The 19,838-nt window shown below is 49.1% G+C and carries 17 protein-coding genes; 7 read left to right on the top strand and 10 right to left on the bottom strand.

Annotated features, from left to right (window positions below):
• On the bottom strand, positions 1–1,199 hold a 1,199-nt coding region (locus NG833_RS15270), incomplete at its 3' end, for a tetratricopeptide repeat-containing protein (protein ID WP_254566142.1).
• Between the two features lie 164 nt (positions 1,200–1,363).
• Between NG833_RS15270 and NG833_RS15265 the strand changes: the two genes are divergently transcribed.
• Both NG833_RS15265 and NG833_RS15260 read left to right on the top strand, forming a co-directional pair.
• Positions 1,364–1,588 (top strand): DUF2281 domain-containing protein, encoded by a 225-nt coding sequence (locus NG833_RS15265; protein WP_254566141.1) that lies wholly within the window; start codon positions 1,364–1,366, stop codon positions 1,586–1,588.
• Positions 1,585–1,974, top strand: a complete 390-nt coding sequence (locus NG833_RS15260) for a PIN domain-containing protein (RefSeq protein ID WP_254566140.1) — start codon at positions 1,585–1,587, stop codon at positions 1,972–1,974. The genes NG833_RS15265 and NG833_RS15260 overlap by 4 nt, the downstream gene beginning before the upstream one ends.
• Before the next feature lie 689 nt (positions 1,975–2,663).
• Here the strand turns inward: NG833_RS15260 and NG833_RS15255 are convergent.
• From NG833_RS15255 to NG833_RS15235, 5 genes are all read right to left on the bottom strand, one after another.
• Positions 2,664–4,130 (bottom strand): DASH family cryptochrome, encoded by a 1,467-nt coding sequence (locus tag NG833_RS15255; protein WP_254566139.1) that lies wholly within the window; start codon positions 4,128–4,130, stop codon positions 2,664–2,666.
• Positions 4,131–4,415: 285 nt separating this feature from the next.
• The gene (ndhD1, locus tag NG833_RS15250) at positions 4,416–5,993 is read right to left on the bottom strand and encodes a photosynthetic/respiratory NAD(P)H-quinone oxidoreductase subunit D1 (protein WP_254566138.1); all 1,578 of its coding nucleotides are present in this window, start codon (positions 5,991–5,993) and stop codon (positions 4,416–4,418) included.
• A 340-nt stretch (positions 5,994–6,333) separates the two neighbouring features.
• Entirely contained in the window at positions 6,334–8,403 is a 2,070-nt protein-coding gene (locus NG833_RS15245; RefSeq protein WP_254566137.1) for an NAD(P)H-quinone oxidoreductase subunit 5, read from the bottom strand.
• Positions 8,404–8,718: 315 nt separating this feature from the next.
• The gene (locus tag NG833_RS15240; RefSeq protein WP_254566136.1) at positions 8,719–8,877 is read right to left on the bottom strand and encodes a hypothetical protein; all 159 of its coding nucleotides are present in this window, start codon (positions 8,875–8,877) and stop codon (positions 8,719–8,721) included.
• Positions 8,877–9,248, bottom strand: coding sequence for a co-chaperone YbbN (locus NG833_RS15235; protein ID WP_254566135.1), 372 nt, complete (start codon positions 9,246–9,248; stop codon positions 8,877–8,879). Before NG833_RS15235 ends, NG833_RS15240 begins: the two co-directional genes overlap by 1 nt.
• Before the next feature lie 1,030 nt (positions 9,249–10,278).
• On the opposite strand from NG833_RS15235, the gene NG833_RS15230 reads away from it, so the two are divergent.
• A complete protein-coding gene (locus NG833_RS15230) occupies positions 10,279–10,674 on the top strand; it encodes an AbrB family transcriptional regulator (RefSeq protein ID WP_254566134.1) in 396 nt (131 codons plus the stop codon).
• Positions 10,675–11,345: 671 nt separating this feature from the next.
• On the opposite strand, the gene NG833_RS15225 is transcribed toward NG833_RS15230, so the two are convergent.
• From NG833_RS15225 to NG833_RS15215, 3 genes are all read right to left on the bottom strand, one after another.
• Positions 11,346–11,813 carry a VOC family protein gene (locus NG833_RS15225; RefSeq protein WP_254566133.1) on the bottom strand — a complete coding sequence of 156 codons (468 nt, stop codon included), beginning with the start codon at positions 11,811–11,813 and terminating at the stop codon, positions 11,346–11,348.
• Positions 11,814–11,982: 169 nt separating this feature from the next.
• Positions 11,983–12,681, bottom strand: coding sequence for a Uma2 family endonuclease (locus NG833_RS15220; RefSeq protein ID WP_254566143.1), 699 nt, complete (start codon positions 12,679–12,681; stop codon positions 11,983–11,985).
• A 75-nt stretch (positions 12,682–12,756) separates the two neighbouring features.
• Entirely contained in the window at positions 12,757–14,070 is a 1,314-nt protein-coding gene (locus NG833_RS15215) for a hypothetical protein (RefSeq protein WP_254566132.1), read from the bottom strand.
• A 545-nt stretch (positions 14,071–14,615) separates the two neighbouring features.
• Between NG833_RS15215 and NG833_RS30450 the strand changes: the two genes are divergently transcribed.
• Genes NG833_RS30450 through NG833_RS15205 form a run of 3 tightly spaced genes read left to right on the top strand, consistent with a single transcriptional unit; the run spans position 14,616 to position 15,918 of the window.
• Entirely contained in the window at positions 14,616–14,744 is a 129-nt protein-coding gene (locus tag NG833_RS30450) for a hypothetical protein (RefSeq protein ID WP_256555999.1), read from the top strand.
• A 57-nt stretch (positions 14,745–14,801) separates the two neighbouring features.
• Complete coding sequence (locus NG833_RS15210) at positions 14,802–15,683, top strand: prohibitin family protein (RefSeq protein ID WP_254566131.1); 882 nt, start codon at positions 14,802–14,804, stop codon at positions 15,681–15,683.
• A 46-nt stretch (positions 15,684–15,729) separates the two neighbouring features.
• The gene (locus NG833_RS15205) at positions 15,730–15,918 is read left to right on the top strand and encodes a DDE transposase family protein (protein WP_254566130.1); all 189 of its coding nucleotides are present in this window, start codon (positions 15,730–15,732) and stop codon (positions 15,916–15,918) included.
• Between the two features lie 67 nt (positions 15,919–15,985).
• Here the strand turns inward: NG833_RS15205 and NG833_RS15200 are convergent, their stop codons facing one another.
• Positions 15,986–19,126 carry a tetratricopeptide repeat protein gene (locus NG833_RS15200; RefSeq protein WP_254566129.1) on the bottom strand — a complete coding sequence of 1,047 codons (3,141 nt, stop codon included), beginning with the start codon at positions 19,124–19,126 and terminating at the stop codon, positions 15,986–15,988.
• A gap of 319 nt (positions 19,127–19,445) precedes the next feature.
• Between NG833_RS15200 and NG833_RS15195 the strand changes: the two genes are divergently transcribed.
• Positions 19,446–19,625 carry a hypothetical protein gene (locus tag NG833_RS15195; protein WP_254566128.1) on the top strand — a complete coding sequence of 60 codons (180 nt, stop codon included), beginning with the start codon at positions 19,446–19,448 and terminating at the stop codon, positions 19,623–19,625.
• Positions 19,626–19,838 lie beyond the last annotated feature (213 nt).

Raw genomic sequence — 19,838 nt, 5'->3', positions numbered from 1 at the left:
CGGTTGCGGTAGGCTTCCCCCAGATTATTTTGGGTTCCGGCATTGTCTTCGGGAAAGGCTTCTGGGGTATAAACTTGTAATGCCGCTAGGTAACAGGCGATCGCCGTTTCGAGATTCTCAGCACGTTCCCCTCGGATGCGGTTGCTGTAGGCAGCCCCCAGATTATTTTGGGTGGTTGCCCATTGCTGGGGAAAGGCTTCTCGGGTATATACTTGTAAAGCCTCTTCGTAGCAGGCGATCGCCGTTTCGAGATTCTCCCCGCGTTCCTCTCGGATGCGGTTGCGGTACACTTCCCCCAGATTATTTTGGGTCATTGCCCAATCTTGGGGAAAGGCTTCTGGGGTTCTAACTTGTAAAGCCGCTTCGTAACAGGCGATTGCCCGTTCCAGATTCTCGCCGCGTTCCCCTCGGATGCGATATAAGTAGGCATTCCCCAGATTATTTTGGGTTCCTGCCCATTCTTGAGGAAAGGCTTCTGGGGTATCAACTGGTAAAGCCGCTTGGTAACAGGCGATCGCCCGTTCCAGATTCTCAGCACGTTCCCCTCGGATGCGGTTGCTGTAGGCTTCCCCCAGATTATTTTGGATTGCTGCCCACATTTCCGGTAGTTTCTCTTGAGTGAAAACCGTGAGACTGATTTCATACCCGACAATCCCGATTTCGAGATTATCTGCCCGACTTCCCAAGGGAAATTGTTGAATTAAATTGGCAAATTCGCCAATAACTGCGGCAATAGCAACTGCTCCATCTTCCTCTACTTCACTCAAGGTTTGAGTTGCCCAGGCTTGCATTATTTGGGCAAAGTTCCCATCCAATTTATCGAGGTTCTGTTGCAGCAGGGGATAAACTATCGAGGGATTGCCTCGACTCTCTGAGGTGGTTTGCAACACTTCCATCAAAAACCTGAGATAGTCTTCTTCTTCTGTGACATTCCCTTGGGTTTCCCTGGATTCACCGCCACACCCAGGGGTTTGCCGGTTGAGAAATGCCGCCACCTGTTGCGGCAGATTTCGCAGAAAACTCGCATTATTCTCTTCCCCTGCCTCCTGCAATTGTTGCGCCAGCAGTTCGCACAGTTGCACAAATTCCTCATCCACCAACTCGATAGACTGGTTGAGGATTTCGGGTTCCTCGCCACTGGGACAGTCGAGGAGTTGTTGAATCAGGTTGAGATAGGCTTTGATGCGTTCTTCGTTCATAGCCGCGCACTGGGTAGGGGACACCATCCCGATTTTACCCCATCCCCACCACTCAGGAACCCCGGTTTCTTTGGAAAATCTTTGCTGAGAAACAGAGATACTGCTAGAAACCCGGTTTCTTTTCCTAAAGTAGTACAATCAAAGAAATCCCCAAGTTGAGGTAAATGATGAGTCCCCTCCTGGAAAAAGTATTGGCTGAAGTCACCCAACTCGAACCACAAGAGCAGTTACAACTCGTTTCCTACTTAGTTACCCGTTGGCAACAACAGCCACAATTATTTATAGACAAAAAAATCAGCCGTAAAAATTTATTTGGTTGTCTGCGGGGCAAAATAAAGATTGCCGAAGACTTTGACGCACCCCTCAATGATTTTTCTGAGTATATGTGATAAAATTATTATTAGATACACACATCTTTCTTTGGTTGCTAGACGGCAACCCAAATCTTAGTAAAACTGCAAAACAAGCCATTGAGGATGAAAGCAATGCTTTGCATCTAAGTATTGTGAGTTTATGGGAGATAACCATTAAAAACAGCCTTGGCAAACTCGAACTTGCCATCCCACTCGAACAAATTGTCATCAATTTTATCCTTCCCAGCGGTATTGAAATTCTCCCTATTCATTTGCCACACTTGTTAATATTACAAACTTTACCTTTCCATCATCGAGATCCTTTCGATCGATTGTTGATTTCTCAAGCCAAATCTGAAACTTTAACCTTAGTATCAGAAGATCGTATGTTTGAGCAATATGAAGTACAAATACTTTCGTAGTTCATCTTACACCCTCTCACTGCGACTCAGAAACCTCCCAGAAACCTCCCAGAAACTGGGTTTCTTTCCCAAATCTTAGTGAATAAAGACAGATGCTGCTAGAAACCCGGTTTCTTTTCCCCCACCCCAGACTCAGAAACCGAGGCTCTTTCCCGATGGAGAGAATGTCTAATGATTCTTAGACTCAAATCACCTGAAAACTCAACCTTTCCCATGACTCGACTACCCACCCCAAATTAATCCCAACCCATTATTAGGGAACTCCAAAAAATAAAATCTCCAAAATGTTCGTTCGTAGATCAACGGAGTAGCCCCATTCATGTAGGGGCGCAAGCATTGCGCCCCTACATCCGGAGGGCGCAAGCATTGCGCCCCTACATCCGGAGGGCGCAAGCATTGCGCCCCTACATCCGGAGGGCGCAAGCATTGCGCCCCTACGCATACTTTGAGTTGAACGTTTGGAGGATTTATATTTTGCGATCGCCTTATAGCGAGTCTAAATGATTCGCTATAGGGGAATGGTAATGTAGGGGCTTGGTTTTATCGCCCTCTGAGGTTGGGTTTGAGGACGAGTTTGGAGACCAAACTCCTACAATCCACGGTACTGAAAAGGCGCTCATTGCGAGAGTCCGGATTTAGACGAGAATTTTATCATTTCTCCCTAGATCCGGAAACGACTGAAGTCGTTACTAAGAACGTTTGAATGCAGCTTTGTACACCTTTTCGTTCACTTTTGCCGACTCGAATAAATCAACGACAGGAGAGGGGTAATCTACCTCAATTCTTACCCCAAATCGCTGCTGTTCCACCGGCAATAACTTCCAAGGTTCATGCACTTTAGCGGCAGGAACCCTTGCCAATTCCGGTAACCAATGTTTGACATAGTTGCCCTCTGGGTCATAATCTTTGGATTGTTTGATAATATTAAAAAAGCGAAACCCCCGAGCATCATTCCCCACCCCAGCGGTGTAATTCCAATTCCCCCAATTGCTACAAACATCGTAATCAATCAGCATAGATTCAAACCATTCTGCTCCCATTTGCCAATTTATGCCGAGGTTTTTAGTTAGGAAACTGGCGACGTTTTGTCTGCCTCGATTGGACATAAACCCAGTCGCTGCGAGTTCGCGCATATTGGCATCTACAAGGGGAAATCCGGTTTTTCCTTGTTGCCAGAGGGTGAATTTTTGCCAATCTTCTTGCCAGGGAATGGGGATTCCTTGTAATCCGGATTGCCGGAAGATGGCGTTCCCATGTTTGGCACAGATGAACCGGAAGTAATCTCGCCAGAGTAGCTCGAAAATTAGCCAATAGGTGGAGTCATTTTTGATGCGTTGGGTTTCGTAGTCTTGGACTTGTTGGTAAATGTAGCGAGGGGAAAGGCAACCCAAGGATAACCAGGGGGAAAATTTGGAGGAATAATCAGCGCCAAGCATTCCGTTGCGGGTTTCTTTGTAGGTTCGCAAGCGATCGCCACTCCAAATATAGTCCTGCAATCGGGCAATTCCGGCGCTTTCTCCTCCAGTAAAGGAGAGGACTGCTTTGGAGGCGATCGCAACTTTCTCCACCCCTAATTCCGTTAAGCTGGGTAAGTTCCCTGTCTCTATTTCCGGTAACGGTGGCAACTGGGTAGGGGTGGGAAAGCAGGAATCCGGTGTGGCTGTTTTCTCCACTTGTTTGCGAAAGTGGGTGAACAATTCGGGAATATTGGGGATATCAAATGGGAGGCGATCGCGATGATAAAGGGTATGTCCCCAGAAGGATTTGACATCAACATTCAGGGATTTGACCCCTTGAAACAGTGCCGTTTCTACCGCAATTTCTTCCGCTGTGACTTCCTGATGGAAATAAATCCCCGAGGCATTGACTTGTTGCGCTATTTGAGGTAAAATAGCTTCAGGTTTTCCAATTTTAATGATTAAGTTGCTGCCGAGGTTTTGCAGAGATTGACGCAGGTTGGCAACACTTTCGAGTAAAAACTGGGCGCGGAATGGGCCGGTTTTTGGAAACCCATAAGTAGTTTTAGAAAATTGTCTGGGGTCGAAACAATAGATAGGCACAATCGGCGCATGAGTTTCGATCACGCGATACAGGGGTTCGTGATCCTGTACGCGCAAATCGTTGCGATACCAGAGGATTATCGGTTGGGATGTCATGGTTTTTATATAGAGTATATTTCTCGTGTCATGGCTCTGCCGTGACATGGGCTTCTTGCGGCTCTGCCGCCTGTTACGGGAAGAGCCAAGTCACGAGGATATCGAGCAGGAGGCAGAGCCTCCAATTGTGCGTGACTCGGCAGAGCCAAGTCACGAGGATACGCTCTTTAGCCCGCGCAGGCGGGCTTCGTCCGTGTAGCCCCAGGCTTTAGCCTGCGGGTAATTGTATATCGATACAAAAAAAGGCAGTTAATGAAAACTGCCTTGACTAAAATGATGGATACCCTACCGACTGCTACCAATTGCCGGGGCTTCCATCGGTTCTCCTAAGGCAACCGATGCGCCTTCTGCCAACGTCGGTACTGAGTTCCGCAATCTCGCGGTTAACTGTACCGTGGTGGCATCATAGACTTGGGTGAGAATCTTGGGATATAACCCAATCCCAATAATCGGCACCAGCAGGCAAGCAATGATAAACACTTCCCGAGGTTCGGAATCAATCAGGGCTTCATGTTCCACTAATTCCTTATTCTCTGGTCCATATAACATTTCTCGCAACATGGACAGGAGATAAATCGGGGTGAGAATGACGCCGACTGCCGCTAAGAAGACGACGACGACGCGGAAGGTTAGGCTATAGGCATCGCTGGTGGCAAAACCAACAAACACCATTAATTCCGCTACAAATCCACTCATTCCCGGCAACGCTAAGGAGGCTAGGGAACAGGTGGTCCACATGGCAAAGGACTTTTTCATCTTTTTGCCAATGCCGCCCATTTCATCCAACATTAGGGTATGGGTGCGATCGTAAGTTGCTCCCACCATGAAGAACAAACTCGCCCCAATTAGTCCGTGAGAGACCATTTGCAGGACTGCGCCGCTTAACCCTAAGTCGGTGAATGACCCAATCCCAATCAGCACAAATCCCATGTGAGAAATGGAGGAATAGGCAATCTTCCGTTTGAGGTTGCGTTGGGCAAAGGAGGTGAGAGCGGCATAAACGATATTCACCACCCCGAGGATGACTAACATCGGTGCGAACACCGCGTGAGCGTCGGGTAACATTTGGGCATTCATGCGGATGATGGCGTATCCCCCCATCTTCAGCAGAATCCCGGCGAGTAACATATGCACTGGGGCTGTCGCTTCCCCGTGAGCATCGGGTAACCAGGTATGCAGGGGGAAAATGGGCAATTTGACGCCGTAGGCAATTAAAAATGCTGCATAGAGCAACAGTTCTAAGTTAATGGCGTAATCCTTCGCCGCCAGGGACTGCATATCAAAGGTGACGGTATCGCCGTAGAAGGCCATTGCGAGGCCCGCCAGCAGAATAAACAGGGAACCGCCTGCGGTGTAGAGGATAAATTTGGTGGCTGCATAGAGGCGTTTTTTACCGCCCCAGATGGAGAGCAGCAGGTACACCGGAATCAGTTCCAATTCCCACACCAGGAAGAACAAGAGCATATCCTGGACGGCAAAGACGGCAATTTGTGCACCATACATGGCCAAAATCAAGAAGAAAAAGAGTTTTGGCTTTAAGGTGACGGGCCAGGAGGCCAAAATTGCCAGGGTGGTGATAAATCCGGTGAGGATAATCAGGGGCATGGATAAGCCATCGGCCCCGACTGACCAGTTGAGGTCTAAGGCAGGAACCCAGGAATAGCTTTCAAAAAGCTGGATGTTGGGGTTGCTGAGGTCGTAATGATTACAGAAGGTGTAAACAATGAGGGCAAAGTCCATGAGTCCGACGATTAGCGCATACCAACGCACCGTGCGCCCATCTTTATCGGGGATAACAGGGATGAGTAGGGATGCCGCGATCGGAAACAGGATAATTGTAGTCAGCCAAGGAAATTCAGCCATGTTCATAGATCGCTATCAAAATTCATCAAAGATACTAAATCCGGTCGTTACTGAAAAGGCTTTTGCTTTTAGCCCGCGCAGGCGGGCTTTGTTTGTGTAGCCCCACCCTTGAGGGTGCGGGTTTTTATCCAACCGGATTGAGTATAGGACTTACACAGATGTTGAGAATCCTAAATGTAGAGGCGATTCGCGAATCGCCTCTACATTTAGGGGTCGCTCGGAAAATATGCGTAAGTCCTGGAGTATAGAAAACTCACCCGTCACACTACAGAAGCCAGAATTAACTCCGAGGCAAGGATGCTGGAATTCTGGCTTCTGCTTGGGCGACAGATGAATTGGGTTAAGTCACGCCGGAGAGAATGACTAAGCCGAGAACCGCCACAAAGACGATCAAGGCATAGAATTGGGCGCGACCATTTTCAAAGTATTTGAGTCCTTCGCCACTGATGACGGTAATCAACCCGGTGAGGTTGACGGCCCCATCAACGACGCGATAATCCACTTCCATGACTTGTCGGGCTAACCGGCGCGAACCGAGGACAAACAGGGAGTTGTAGATTTCGTCAAAGTACCATTTCTTGCGGGAAAGCAAGTAGAGGGGTTTGATTTGGGAGGCGATCGCCTTCGGGTCGATTTTCCGACTCAAGTACATCAGGGATGCCAAGGTAATCCCAATCAAGGCAATTCCCACGGAACTACCGCCCATGACCAAGAATTCGGTGAGGTTGAATTCTTCGGCGTGTTCGGCAATTTCCAGCATGGATTCACTGGGAGGGTGAATGAATGCCTCAAAGTAATTGGCAAAGGGAGTCCCCACCAACCCAATCAGGACCGAAGGCACGGCCAGGGCCATCAAGGGGAAGGTCATGGCTAGGGGGGACTCGTGGGGATATTCGCTGTGATGACCGTGAGAGTGGTCATCGTGGCTGGCTTCTAGTTCCCGAGGGTCCATTGCACCGGGACCAAAGGCGAGGATGGGTTCCCCAGCTTCAGCTTCGCTTTTGAGTTGGTGACGAATTTCGGTGTCGTTGCCTCGGAAGGGTCCTTCAAAGGTCATGAAGTACATCCGGAACATATAGAAGGCGGTCATTCCAGCAGTTAGCCAGCCGACCCCCCAGAGGGCGGGATTGGCTTCAAAGGCGGCCCCGAGGATTTCGTCTTTGGACCAGAATCCGGCAAAGGGCGGGATTCCACAAATGGCGAGGGTGCCGACTGCGAAGGTAGCAGCAGTAATCGGCATAAATTTCCGCAGTCCACCCATTAACCGCATATCTTGGGCCAGGGTGGGGTCATGACCGACCACTTCTTCCATGCCATGAATCACGGATCCAGATCCGAGAAACAGCATGGCTTTGAAGTAGGCATGGGTCATGAGGTGAAAGAGTCCGGCGCTGTAGGCCCCGATGCCCATTGCCATGACCATGTAACCCAGTTGGGACATGGTGGAGTAGGCTAACCCTTTTTTGATGTCGGTTTGGGTGAGGGCGATGGTTGCCCCCAGGAAGGCGGTGAAACATCCGGTCCAGGCGATGACGGTCATTGCGCTGGGGATATGTTCAAAGACGGGATACATCCGGGCGATTAAGAAGACTCCGGCAGCCACCATCGTGGCGGCGTGGATTAAGGCCGAGATGGGGGTGGGGCCTTCCATCGCGTCTGGTAGCCAGACGTGGAGGGGGAATTGAGCAGATTTGGCAACGGGTCCGAGAAAGACCAAGATGGCTAAGAGGGCCGCGACGCCTGCACCGATCGCCCCGGATTGGACGAGATCTTGCAGGCGATCGCCCATGATTTGAAAATCAAAACTATCCGTTGCCCAATATAAGCCCAACATCCCCAACAGCAGACCAAAGTCGCCGACACGGTTGGTGACAAAGGCTTTTTGACAAGCATCTGCTGCCGGTTTGCGATCGAACCAAAATCCGATCAGCAAATAGGAACACATCCCCACCAGTTCCCAGAAGATATAAACCTGAACCAGGTTCGGACTGATCACCAGCCCCAACATTGAGGAGCTAAACAGGCTCAGATAGGTGTAAAAGCGCACATATCCGGGATCATGAGCCATGTAGCCATCGGTGTAAATCATCACCAACAGGGCCACAGTGGTCACGATCGCCAGCATCAGCGCCGAGAGGTGGTCAATGGTGTAACCCATTGTTAGGTGAAAATTCCCCGCCGCCGCCCATTCCAGGCTGTACGTGTAGGGTTCATGGCCTTGGATTTGACTCCAGAGCAAGGCAAAGGACAAAACCATTGCTGCACCTACGGAGGAGACCAAGAATGCGGCAGGTACTTGCCGCAGATTATTGGTCGTCTTGTTATAAGAAATCAGGCCCAGGCCGACCAGCATTGCCGCTAACAAGGGCAAAACTGGGATCAGCCAAGCATACTGATAAATTGGTTCCATCGCTGACGCCCACTTAAATACTTCTTTACTGAGTTAACTCACTGGTTAACATTTTGACATAGACCCGCCATAGAAACGGGAGACTAGGGATATCATAGCGATATTCACTCATTTGCATTTTTGGGGTTCTCTGATATAATCGGCGATCGCTTTACCCAGAGCCTTGCCGGACCGACTTTCCAGACCCCTCAACCCCGATTCTCCTAACCCCTGAACCCCACAGGAAAAACCCCACCCAGATTAGACTAGATGGGGTTTAGCTGTTGCACTTTTTAAGAACAATCCACCGGATCACCCGCAGAACAGGTCCCGTGATTAACCCACAGGACTGACGCGATCGATAACATCGACCCCGAAATGTAGAGGCGATTCGCGAATCGCTGCTACATTTCGGGTTTGTCCTCCCCAAATGCGTAAGTCCTGACCCAGAAAAAAGCCGATTGCTGTAAAAAATTCCTGACGAGAGACTCTCATCAGGAATTGATGGCCGGTTGTAACTGGGAATAAGAATGCGCTTTTTGAGTGCTCAGGAGCAGGGACCTTAATTCCCGAGTTAAGTCATCCCGTCCTTGGAACCCTTCAATGCGATGGATAATGGATCCTCCATCAAACAAAATCAGGGTGGGCAACGTCGCGATCCGATAGGTACTTGCCAGCTTTAGGGTTTGATCGGCATTAATTCCGACAATTTTCACTGTTTCGCCCCATTCGGCCTCGAATCCCTTCAAAACCGGGTTAATCAGCAAACAAATCCCGCACCACGGTGCCCAAAAATTCACGAGAACAGGAGTGGTAGCTTCTAAAACTTCTTGTTTAAAGGACCTTTCATTAAGAGACAACACCATGAGACCTCTTGATTGAATGGGTTTGGATATCAACACCGGGATCATGGTACATCGATTTGGGATCGTCTGGCTATCCCCCTGAGTCATCAGTTTCCAGTTTTGCCTCCCACTCCGGGCGAAATTCCGTCTAGTTATAATGCCCAAATTCTATCCCTACAAGGTTTTGAGGGTTTTTAATCATCCCACCCAGATTGAAAAAGTTACAAGAAGCGAGTTAGTCATTGGTCATTAGTCATTGGTCATTAGTCATTGGTGGTCAGCAATACCCCATCCCCCCATCCCCATCCCCTCATCCCCATCAACCAAGGACCAAAAACCAAGGACCAAGGACCAAGGACCAAAAACCAAGGACCAATGACCAAAGACCAAGGACCAAGGACCAAAGACCAAGGACCAATGACCAATGACCCATCCCCCCATCTCCTTGATGTGAGATACCCAGCCCACCTCTGCCCACTTTCTCGGGTAAGAATTTTAGAGAGAACTAAAAATAGAATATTGTCCTGTGCTGAGATGATTAATTAGAGAAAAATCCCCTCCATCCCATTCAGGGGAATTTTTCAGTGGATTTCCTCTGTGGAAACCGAATCAAGGTTATTAAGACCAAAATGGGTTAGAGATTCGGGTGAGGGGAGAGTTGGGTGGAATTGAGCAGATTGAGGGAAGTGGCGAGGGGACGGATTGAGCATAACCTTCCTCGTCCTCACCCATTTCAGCCTTTATCATAAATTTGGGCAATTTTATCAAGTTTTCTGTTTTCGTAAAAGACAAAGCTTTTAAGCCAGAGGAGGGAGTGAAGAATCTTTATGAGATGGAGTGACAAGGAGAAAGTCTCTACTATATAGAGGAGTCGGTGGTCTGTGACTGAAAAAATAGCGCTTCAATGGCAAGGGCCACGACTTGATAAATTCCTTCGATCGCCGGATGGGCAATGTCCTGTCCGAGGAATTAAATTTTAAAAATAGGTGTTGTATTTTTTAGAAGTTCGTTTATAATAATTCTTGTAAGAAGAGTTAGTAAGGAATTAATAATGGCTGAAACAGCAACTGCCCTAAGAGGAAAAGCACTGCTCAAGAAGGCAAAAGAACTCGCCAACTTACCCCGGCGAGAGTTAGCAAAGGCTTGTGGTTACTATACCACCACAAAAGGCGGGGAAACTCGGGTCAATCTAACTGACTTTTATGATGCACTGCTCGAAGCCAGAGGCATCGCCTTGGATCCGGAAGCTAAAAAGAGCACTCGTGGCAGAGAAGCAAGCTATCGGGTTTCGGTCCACCAAAATGGTCAACTGGTGATTGGTTCAACCTACACCCAAGCAATGGGGTTGAAGCCCGGTGACGAGTTTGAAATTAAGCTCGGTTACAAGCATATCCATTTAATTCAAGTGGACGAGTCAGAAAAAGACGGCGAAACCGAAGCGGCTTAATTCAGAGCATCGGGGGGAGCGATCATTAATATAGAGTCCTTTTTGGGAGTTTCTACTTAAGAAAATCAACCGGGTTTCTCTGTCTCAAAACAACCTGTAGAGAGGGAATAAACCTGGAAACAGCCCCAGGACAGGAGGTTCTGACCCGCTGTGTTCTTCAGTAAAATCCCCAGGAAAACTTGTTTTTAGCATGGATTAGGGATAAATTTTTCCGGCGGCAAATACGCCAGGAAGGTGCGGAAGTCATGAATTTTCGCTTAAATATTCTGAAATGGGTTTGCGAGGAAAGACCCTAACCGATGGGATACCATCGTTTCCGTGGATGTAATGGAAAAGCCTTTCGCGATCGCGAAAGGCTTCTTTATTTAAAGAGGCAGTTCATGGAGAGATATCCGAGGCGATCGCCGAGGTATCCTCAACCCGGAATCCAGTGGATGATTCCGGGGAGGATTGAGCCTTCGTGGCCACATCAAACCCTACTCTTCTAAGCGGAAGAGGTCAACCGCGACTGACCAAAAGCTGAATTTGGTATCCCGTTTTACAGATAAATCTTCAGGGATTTTTATCTCAATGACAGCTAGAGTTACTCCATCCCCAGGAGGCGGGAGATAGTCTGGGGTTTCCACAGTCTCAAACCCACTTTACCCGGACTCGGATCGGACTTTTATCGGTCAACTGTCGAGAGGATTGCAACGGATCTCGATGATAAACCCATCGGGATCGTAAAAGTAGATCCCGCGTCCCGTGGGACGGGTGACGGGACCGCTATCGATCGCCACCTGATGCGCTTTAAGTGCCTCAACTGCGCCGTCAAATAATTGCGGATCAATATCGAAGGCGAGATGATTCGCACGGGTAAAGGCACGTTTTGGGTCCGGGTCCGGGGGTAATAAATCCGGTTCGTAAAATAAATCGATAACCGTCCCATCTGGGGTAACAAAATTGGCAACTTTCCCCGTTGCGACTAATTCGCGCAAGGTGCTGGGAACGGACTCCCCAGTCAGTTCCTGTAACCCGAGGATCCGACCATAAAAATGGCGAGATGCTGCCAAATCCCTGACGTTAAATGCGATATGGTGAACTTGTCGCAAACTGCCAGGAGCGATCGCAAAAGTTGGTGATTCTACATTGATTTGCATGATATAGACTGATTTGAGAGAGCAATCTGGGTGGAAATCTATCAGAACATTTTGGAGGAATCCCGGATGGATTGGAATGGTTGATCGCGAGAATTTTTGCCTGAAGGGATGCGATCGCCCCGGGTATAAATGCGATCGCATCCGGGTCCGGATGGGCGAATAGATATCCCTACAACTCCATTGGATCAATTCCCATTTCCCGCAGGCGATCGGCGAGTAACTGGGATTTCTGGCGTTCTCGTTCCAATTCAGATTCCGCTTGTCGCGCCCGTTCTTCGGCCTGTAACGCCCGTTGCTCTAGTTCCAACGTTGTTAAAAAAGGTTCGCCATCGGGACGGTACAGTTGCAATCCCGCCTCTGCCATTTGAAAGCGCACCGCGAGGCGGGGACTCACCCATCCGTTCATTTGTTCGATCGGGTGTAAACTCCCCTCAGACTTGCACCATCCGGCTAAATCCAGTAAATCGGGATGATAGAGATAATATTCTTCAACGCCGTAGTTTTGATAAAATGCCAATTTCTTGGCCATTTCCGAGGGACGGTTCCCGGGAGACCAAATTTCAAACACCACCTGCGGGGGGATATTTTCTTCCTTCCATTGTTGGTAAGACCCCCGATAGCCTTTGGGTCGTCCAAATGCTACCATGACATCCGGGGCTTGTCTGAGTTTGTTATTGCCTTCCACGGGATACCATAGTAAATCTCCCGCGACGAAGACATTCGGATCCTGAGCATAGACCCGTTCTAAATTTTCTTTAATCCAGACGATCAGCGCAAATTGTTGAGTATTGTCTGCCATTGGTTGACCATCACTATCCGGGTAGATCACGGTTGCCTGGGGTTCAGGCGATCGCACTTCTATAACCATAGCCATTTCTCCGTGGGGTTGTGCTACACTTAATTTTAGCAGCAGAAACGTGCGATCGCCGGAGCAACCCTTGAATCACTTCCCGAGTTTTTGCCAGAGGACGACGGTCAGAAACGTGACTAAACTGGCGACCCCTCCGCAAATCACACTTAATAATAAAACCCCAGTCACACCTGAGTTTGTCCCCGGATTCACCGAGGGAACAGCAGGATGAGTCGAGGAAGCGACAGCTACTATACAACCTGTCACCACTCCGACCCCCACGATCGCCACTGCGGTTTTCACGGTGCGATCGCGCTGGGCCTGACGAATTTCTACCAGACCCTGAATCATCTGGGTGAGAGTTTGTATCCGTTCCAAATTTAAGCGGAATGCCTGGATATCCCCTTGCAGCCTGGGGAGGTAACTTTCTTGGACCGATGCGCTGAATAGTTTTAAAAAGGTGAGGTCTGTTAATCCTAAACCATCGGCATCTTGTTCTAACTGATGGCAATATTGATCGTAATGGTCAATCTGGATTTCCATCAAATTGAGATGCATCTCTAACGTCGTGAAGCCGGTGAGCAATCCCGATAGAGCATCCCTCGTAGTTTTGAGGTGATAGAGACTTAGCTCAGAATAATCAGCCATCGCCTCAATCAGTTGATATTGGTTGATTAGCTGTTGGTTGAGCCGTTGACTCTGGCGGTCCGCCCAAATAATTTGATGCCGAGATAATAAAACTTGTTGCCATTGTTCATAAAACCCCCATCCCGCTTGAAACATTTCGCGATCGGGATACAGAATCAGGAGTAAATAACTATTGCCTTCAATCGTCTCCCCGGTGTTTCCCCCAGATGTCCGCCAAAACTCATACAGCTTCACCCCCACATAGTCCCCCGTTGCTTGATGATGCCATCCTTCGGGAGAGATTAAGGTTTTATAGCTCTCTTCGGCCAGCTTTTCGATTTGAGTGGAATTGCCATGTTCCCAAACTCCTGAAATTAGCCAAGTTTGTCCTAAATTATCGGAGGAATGGGGGTCAGGGGTAAGCAGTTTCAGGGTACTGAGCAGACTCTGAACCTGATGGGCGTTATATCTTTCCTGAACTGAACCATCAAAGATTAAGGCATAAGTCTGATGGAGACTTCGCCGTAGATAGCGTCCGAGGATGGCGTGGTTATGTAGGGTTCCTTTGAATTTTAAATCGGCGGTGGGTTGGGTTTGGAGATCGAGGAAAGTTTCCTGACAATCCTGGGCGATCGCATCGGGGATTAATCGGGAAATATCCCCGACTATTTTTTCTAAAACTGAGTGATAATTCTGTTGGCTACTTTGGAGGCTAATGCCCAACCCTTCTTTGAGATGGTAACTAAATAAATATAAGTTAGGAGCGTTGATTTCTAGCATGAATTTTGGGGGCAGGTCAGATCTACTCGAAAAGACGCATTTAATTGTATCGCAGATTTAAGCTGATTTTTAATATCAGTTGGGAAAAATTAACAGAGGTTAGGGTCTAAATCTGCTTCGAGTTGCAGGGCGATCGGTGGGGGAAGGGGGTGAAATATTTTTTTGTGAGGTATAGGGTTCAGGAGGGAAGAAAGTGGGAGGGATAATGTACTCTGGTTTGGAGTCACTTTGTATTGGTAGCAGGATTAAAGGGCAGGAAGAAACGACTGAAGTCGTTACTACGAACACTCCCCATCTCCCCCATCTCCCCCATCTCCCCCATCTTCCAATGACAAATGACAAAGGACAAAGGACAAATGACAAATGACAAATGACAAAGGACAAATGACAAATGACCCCCATCCATAACAAAAACTTCAAGGCAGTTTCCGGACTCCCGGGGTTTGTTGTTGAAACAAGCGCACCAAGGAGTTGTTTAGGGGTTTTGCTGTGCTCATGAATTGATTGATTCCCTAGGGCAAGTCCCCCATCAATCGAAAAAATTTATGGCAAATTGTTGTCCAGCGATCGCTCGGGTGGGGTATCCGGTATGGTATCCTAGCAAGATTCGTGGGGCGGCAGTTGGATTGCCCCGGGCAAAACTAGAAAAACTCTCTTCGCGTTGCTTGATTTAAACTGAATTGTATTTTATTGTCGATGCCCTGTTCATTCCAGCAGTTTGAGGTAATCCCATGACCTTCATTGCCACAATCCTCACCAGTCTAGTCTCAATTCTGGTCGTTCTCGTCGGACCCAAGTTTTCCGATGAAAAACATCGCAATACTGTGCGCGCTGTTGCCCTGTTAATCGGCATTTTAGCAGCGACAGTTTCCTTGTTGAAAACCTTTACGATTATCCCATCGGGAAAAGTTGGGGTGATGGAGGTGTTTGGGAAGGTTGACCCCCAACCCCTGAGTCCCGGGGTGCATTGGGTGAACCCATTTGGAAATGTTTTGAAGTTTTCCACGCGGTTGCGGGATATGCCGGAAAAAATTTCAGCCACCTCCCAAGAAGGGTTAAACCTAGTGGTAGAGGGGACGATCCAGTATCGCTTAGACCCGAATAGTGCAGCGGATGTCTATCAAAATGTGGGGGCCAATGATGGAGAAATCGTGCGATCGCGGTTTCAAGCGATTATTCGGGAAATAACATCCAGTTATCCCGCTAGAGACATTTACACCGCTAAACGAGAGGAAGTCACCCGGCGACTGCGGTTGTCCATGCGGGAGTCTTTAACTCCTCTGGGTTTTATTGTAGAAGAAGCCTTTCTCAAGGATGTGGCGCTACCGGAAAAATTACAAGCTGCCATTGAACAGAAAATGGAGGTAGAACAGGACAATCAGCGCATGGAGTTGGTGCTAGAGAAAGAACGGCAAGAAGCGGAACGCAAGCGGATTGAAGCTTTGGGAATTGCGGAGTATCAACAAATTATTTCCCCGGGTTTAACCTCGCAATTCTTGCAATGGCGCAATATTGAAGCAACCGATCGCCTTGCCAATTCTAATAACAGTAAAGTGGTAATTATGGGCGGGTCTGGCAATAATGCTAATGTGCCAGTGATTCTGCAACCCTAGACGATCGCCCATCCTACTGTAACCGCTTTTTTATTAACCGAAACCAATGGCTGAATCTCCCAAATACTATATTGTCAAGGGCAAAAACGGAACTTGTGAAATTCTCCCGGGCAGTCCCCGGGAAGGACCGGACAACCGAGAACTTGGGGAGAAATGGGGACCCTTTGAGTCCCGGGAGGAGGCGATCGCCCGTCGCGTGGGTTTGATTCGCGCCGGAAAGTGCCAACCGTTATAAACCTGACTGGAGAATCAATCGGTGTCATACAGGAATTATGCACCGATTGATTCCCCTCAAGCGGTGACTAGCGGCCCATCTTGCTTAAAACCCAGTCCCGGGACTCCAATGCCAGATAGAAATCCGGTTGAATTTCCAGGGCTTTTTCGTAGGAAGCCAGGGCTTCATTGTACCGTTCAATGGACTCCAGGGCGATTCCCCGTTGAGTCCAGACCAAGGCATCTTGAGTTTGAGCCGCGATCGCCCGATCAAACGATTCAATCGCATCGGGATAACGCCGGAGTTCATTGAGTGCGACCCCCCGATTGGCCCAGGATCTGCCATCCCTGGGTTCAAACTTCACTGCTTGATCAAACGAAGTAACCGCCTCTGCATAACGGCGTAGTTGCATTTGTGCCAAACCGCGATCGCGCCAAGCCGGATGAAAACTTTCCTCAATTGCCACGGCGCGATCGAACGCCTCGATCGCCTCAAAGTAGCGACCCAAACCCAGACTCAGCAAGACGCCGCGATTATGCCAGCCTTTATAAAAATCCGGTTCGATCGCCAGCGCCCGATCGTAAGCCGCTAACCCCTCGGCAAATTGAGACGCACTATACAGGGTCGTTCCTTTGGCATTCCAGGCTAGATAAAACTCTGGATTAATTTCCAAAGCGCGATCAAACGATGCGATCGCCTCATCCAGGCGTTCTAACTGATCGAGTAATCGACCCCGTTCCAACCAGGCATTCAAATCATCTGGGTTACTTTCAAGCTGACGATCGTAAGCAACCAGGGCCCGTTCAAAAGCGCGATCGGCCTCTTGGGGACGTTGTAAATAGTCTAAAACCAACGCCTTGCGTTCCCAGCCTTGGGGGTCATTCGGTTCCACTTCTAGGGCTTGATCCAGGTCCGCCAGTGCCTCATCGTAGCGCTGTAAACTGAGTAAAGCAAGGCCCCGACCTTTGAGGGCATTCACATCATTCCGGCGCAGTTCTAAAGCGCGATCGTGAGCGGCGACTGCCTCATCGTAGCGCTGTAATTGATACAAAGTTTCCCCGCGATTGTTCCAATAGCGGGCATCTTTCGGTTCTAAACGGCTGGCATTGTCATAAGCCACGAGAGCGGATTCATAGCGATCGAGCAGATAGAGCGCATCCCCGCGACATTTCCAAGCTAAGGCATGATCCGCCTTAATCCCGATCGCCCGATCGCACTGATCCAGGGCTTCCAGGTAGTCCTGGGACTCCAAAAGCAAGCTGGCATTTTGGATAAACTCATCCGACTCCTGACGCGCCTGACGCGCTTGCTGAGAATTGCTCAGGGCGATCGCCACCCCTGCCGTTCCCATCAGGGCCACCACTGCCAGAATCGGCCAGGGTTTGCCAAAGGGTAACTTTTTGGAAACTTGGGTCACCCGTGCTACAGCAGCGCCGATAGGAGCCTTCGCTTTATTAACAGAGGAACTCGCCCCTAGGTCTGCCTGTGGCTGTTCTGCGGGGACCTGGGGAGACACCGAACCCTCCGCCCCCATCGGCACCGGGACCGACTCCGGAAAGGGTTCCATAACGGGTTCTTGGAGGGCGCGCAGATCCGCTAACACCTCTTGAGCCGATTCATAGCGCTCACGGAAATAAGAGCGCACCATTTTATCCAGAATCGCCCCAAAGCGATCGCTCACCTGAACGTGCTTGCGCCAACTGAGTTCTCCCGTATGGGGTTCCGTCCCCAGATAATCGGGACGCACCCCGGTTAACGCTTGCAGGGCGATGGCCCCCAGAGCATAGATATCACTATTCGGGCGGGGATTGCCCACCATTTGCTCCTTCGGCATATAACCCGGAGTCCCGATCGCCGTTGAAGTCGTTAACTGGCCCTGGTCAATGGTCAAAGTGCCAATTTGCTTCACCGAGCCAAAATTGGTCAACATCAGCTTACCGTCGGACTGACGCCGGAAAATACTCCAGGGGGTTAAATCCAAATGAATGGCATGATGTTCGTGAACGAAGGCCAGGGTTTCTAGGACCTCTTGTAATAAAGCGATGGCCTCTTTTTCTTCGTACTTTTTGCCCTGGATCAATTCATGAGAAAGGGACTGTCCCTCAATCTGCTCCTGGACCAAATAAAAGGCCCCATTTTGCTCAAAATCTGCCAGTAACGTGGGGATACGCTCATGAGTGCCTAAACGGTGTAACAATTGCGCTTCCGCATCAAAAAAGCTTTTCGCTTCCCACCAGGGAAAAGTCTCTTGTTGAACGGGTTTAATTTGCTCCACCGTACACCAGGGCATTTCCTGGCGTTGTAAATCCTCCCCTAAAAAGGTTTTACTAAACCGGCGTTCAGCTAACAGACTCACCAGTTGATAGCGACCATCCAGGACATTGCCAATTTCATGTAAAGACCGTAAATCAGCGATCACCTCCGTCGCCTGTTGGTAGCGCTCTTGATAATCTGAGCGCACCATTTTATCCAGAATTTGCGCCAACTTCGGGTTGACCGGGGCCAAATGGTGCCATAAGGTTTGACCCGTTTTGGGGTCTCGTTCTAATTCCCGGGGGGGGACGCCGGTTAAGGCTTGAATGGCGGTCATGCCGAGGGCATAAATATCGCTATTAAAGCGAGGTTTGCCCCCGAGTTGTTCGATGGGGACATAACCCGGAGTGCCGATCGCCGCTGTGCCAATTTGACCTTGGGGAGTGATGGCTAGAGTTTCGATTTCTTTCAGGGACCCAAAATCCACCGGGATAATTTTGCGATCGCCAGTCCGACGGATTAAATTAGAGGGTTTAATATTGCGATGAATCATCGAATGCTGATGAATGAACGCTAACACTTCCAGAACTTGATGCAACAGCGCCATCACCAAGCCTTCACTCCAGCGGTTGCCTCGGATAATTTCTTGACTGAGGTCTTGACCTGGGATAAATTCTTCAACAATATAAAATTTTTGGTCCTCCTCAAACCCATCCAAAATTCCCGGAATCAGGGGATGAGCGCTGAGTTTTTGCATCACTTCGATTTCCCGCCTCAAGCGCCCACGGGCTTCAGCCAGCAGGGTGGGATTGGAGAGATTCGGCTGGAGTTGTTTAATGACACAGGGGCGCGGTTGGTCCGGCTGTTGGTGGTCTTCAGCCAGATAGAGTTTACCAAAAGCACCTCGCTTGAGGTCTTTGATGAGTTGATAGCGCCCTTGGATGAGCTGTCCGGTCATGGCGTTCATCAGTTGCATAGCGTAAGATCTGCGGCGGCGGTTGAGTGAATAATAGTTTTCGGGGGCGAGACGGCCCGTTTGTTTTGGAGTCGTTGGGTGCGATCGCGAGGTTGAAATGATGATTTAGAGGGGTGGCACCCATTCGCGGGTTTAGAAAATCTGATAGGACACCGGAAAAATCAAATCACCGATGCGATCGCCCAGGGGGTTACGACCCCTGCAATGGGTTGAATAGGGGCCTTCGTTCGAGCGCTCCTGGCATTTTGAAGCACTTGCATTCAGGATAAACAGCTCTGGCACTAACAACACATCGATTGATTTCCATGCAAGCAATCCGTTGAACAACAAAGGTTTTTACAGCAAGAATCGCACCCTTCGAGAATTAGCGTGGCGCGATCGCAAGCGATCGGACTTGCCATCGGCGAAAATATCTTCCTATCTTATCGGTTTCTCGTCTACTGTCATCCACCCAATCCAAAAATATCTGGGATATGGGCAGGATTTACGCAATCTTTAAAGTTAAACCCTAAATGTAGAGGCGAGAAAGCGAATCGCCTCTACATTAGACTTCTTACAAAAATCCGGATTGATCCCCCCAACCCCCCTTAATCAGGGTAGGGCTGTTTCATTTTAAAGTTTTTCCGACACCGTAAGCGTCACAGCCAAAGGTTTTGCGGCCTTATTTACTAAGTTGAAACTAAAAATCAAGAAACCACCCCGTCCCTTCGGG

The organism is Oscillatoria sp. HE19RPO (assembly GCF_024220515.1).
In the GTDB taxonomy this organism is placed as follows: Bacteria; Cyanobacteriota; Cyanobacteriia; order Cyanobacteriales; family Laspinemataceae; genus Laspinema.
The sequence above is the reverse complement of the archived record's forward strand: the minus strand, read 5'-3'. Positions and strand labels throughout refer to the sequence as shown.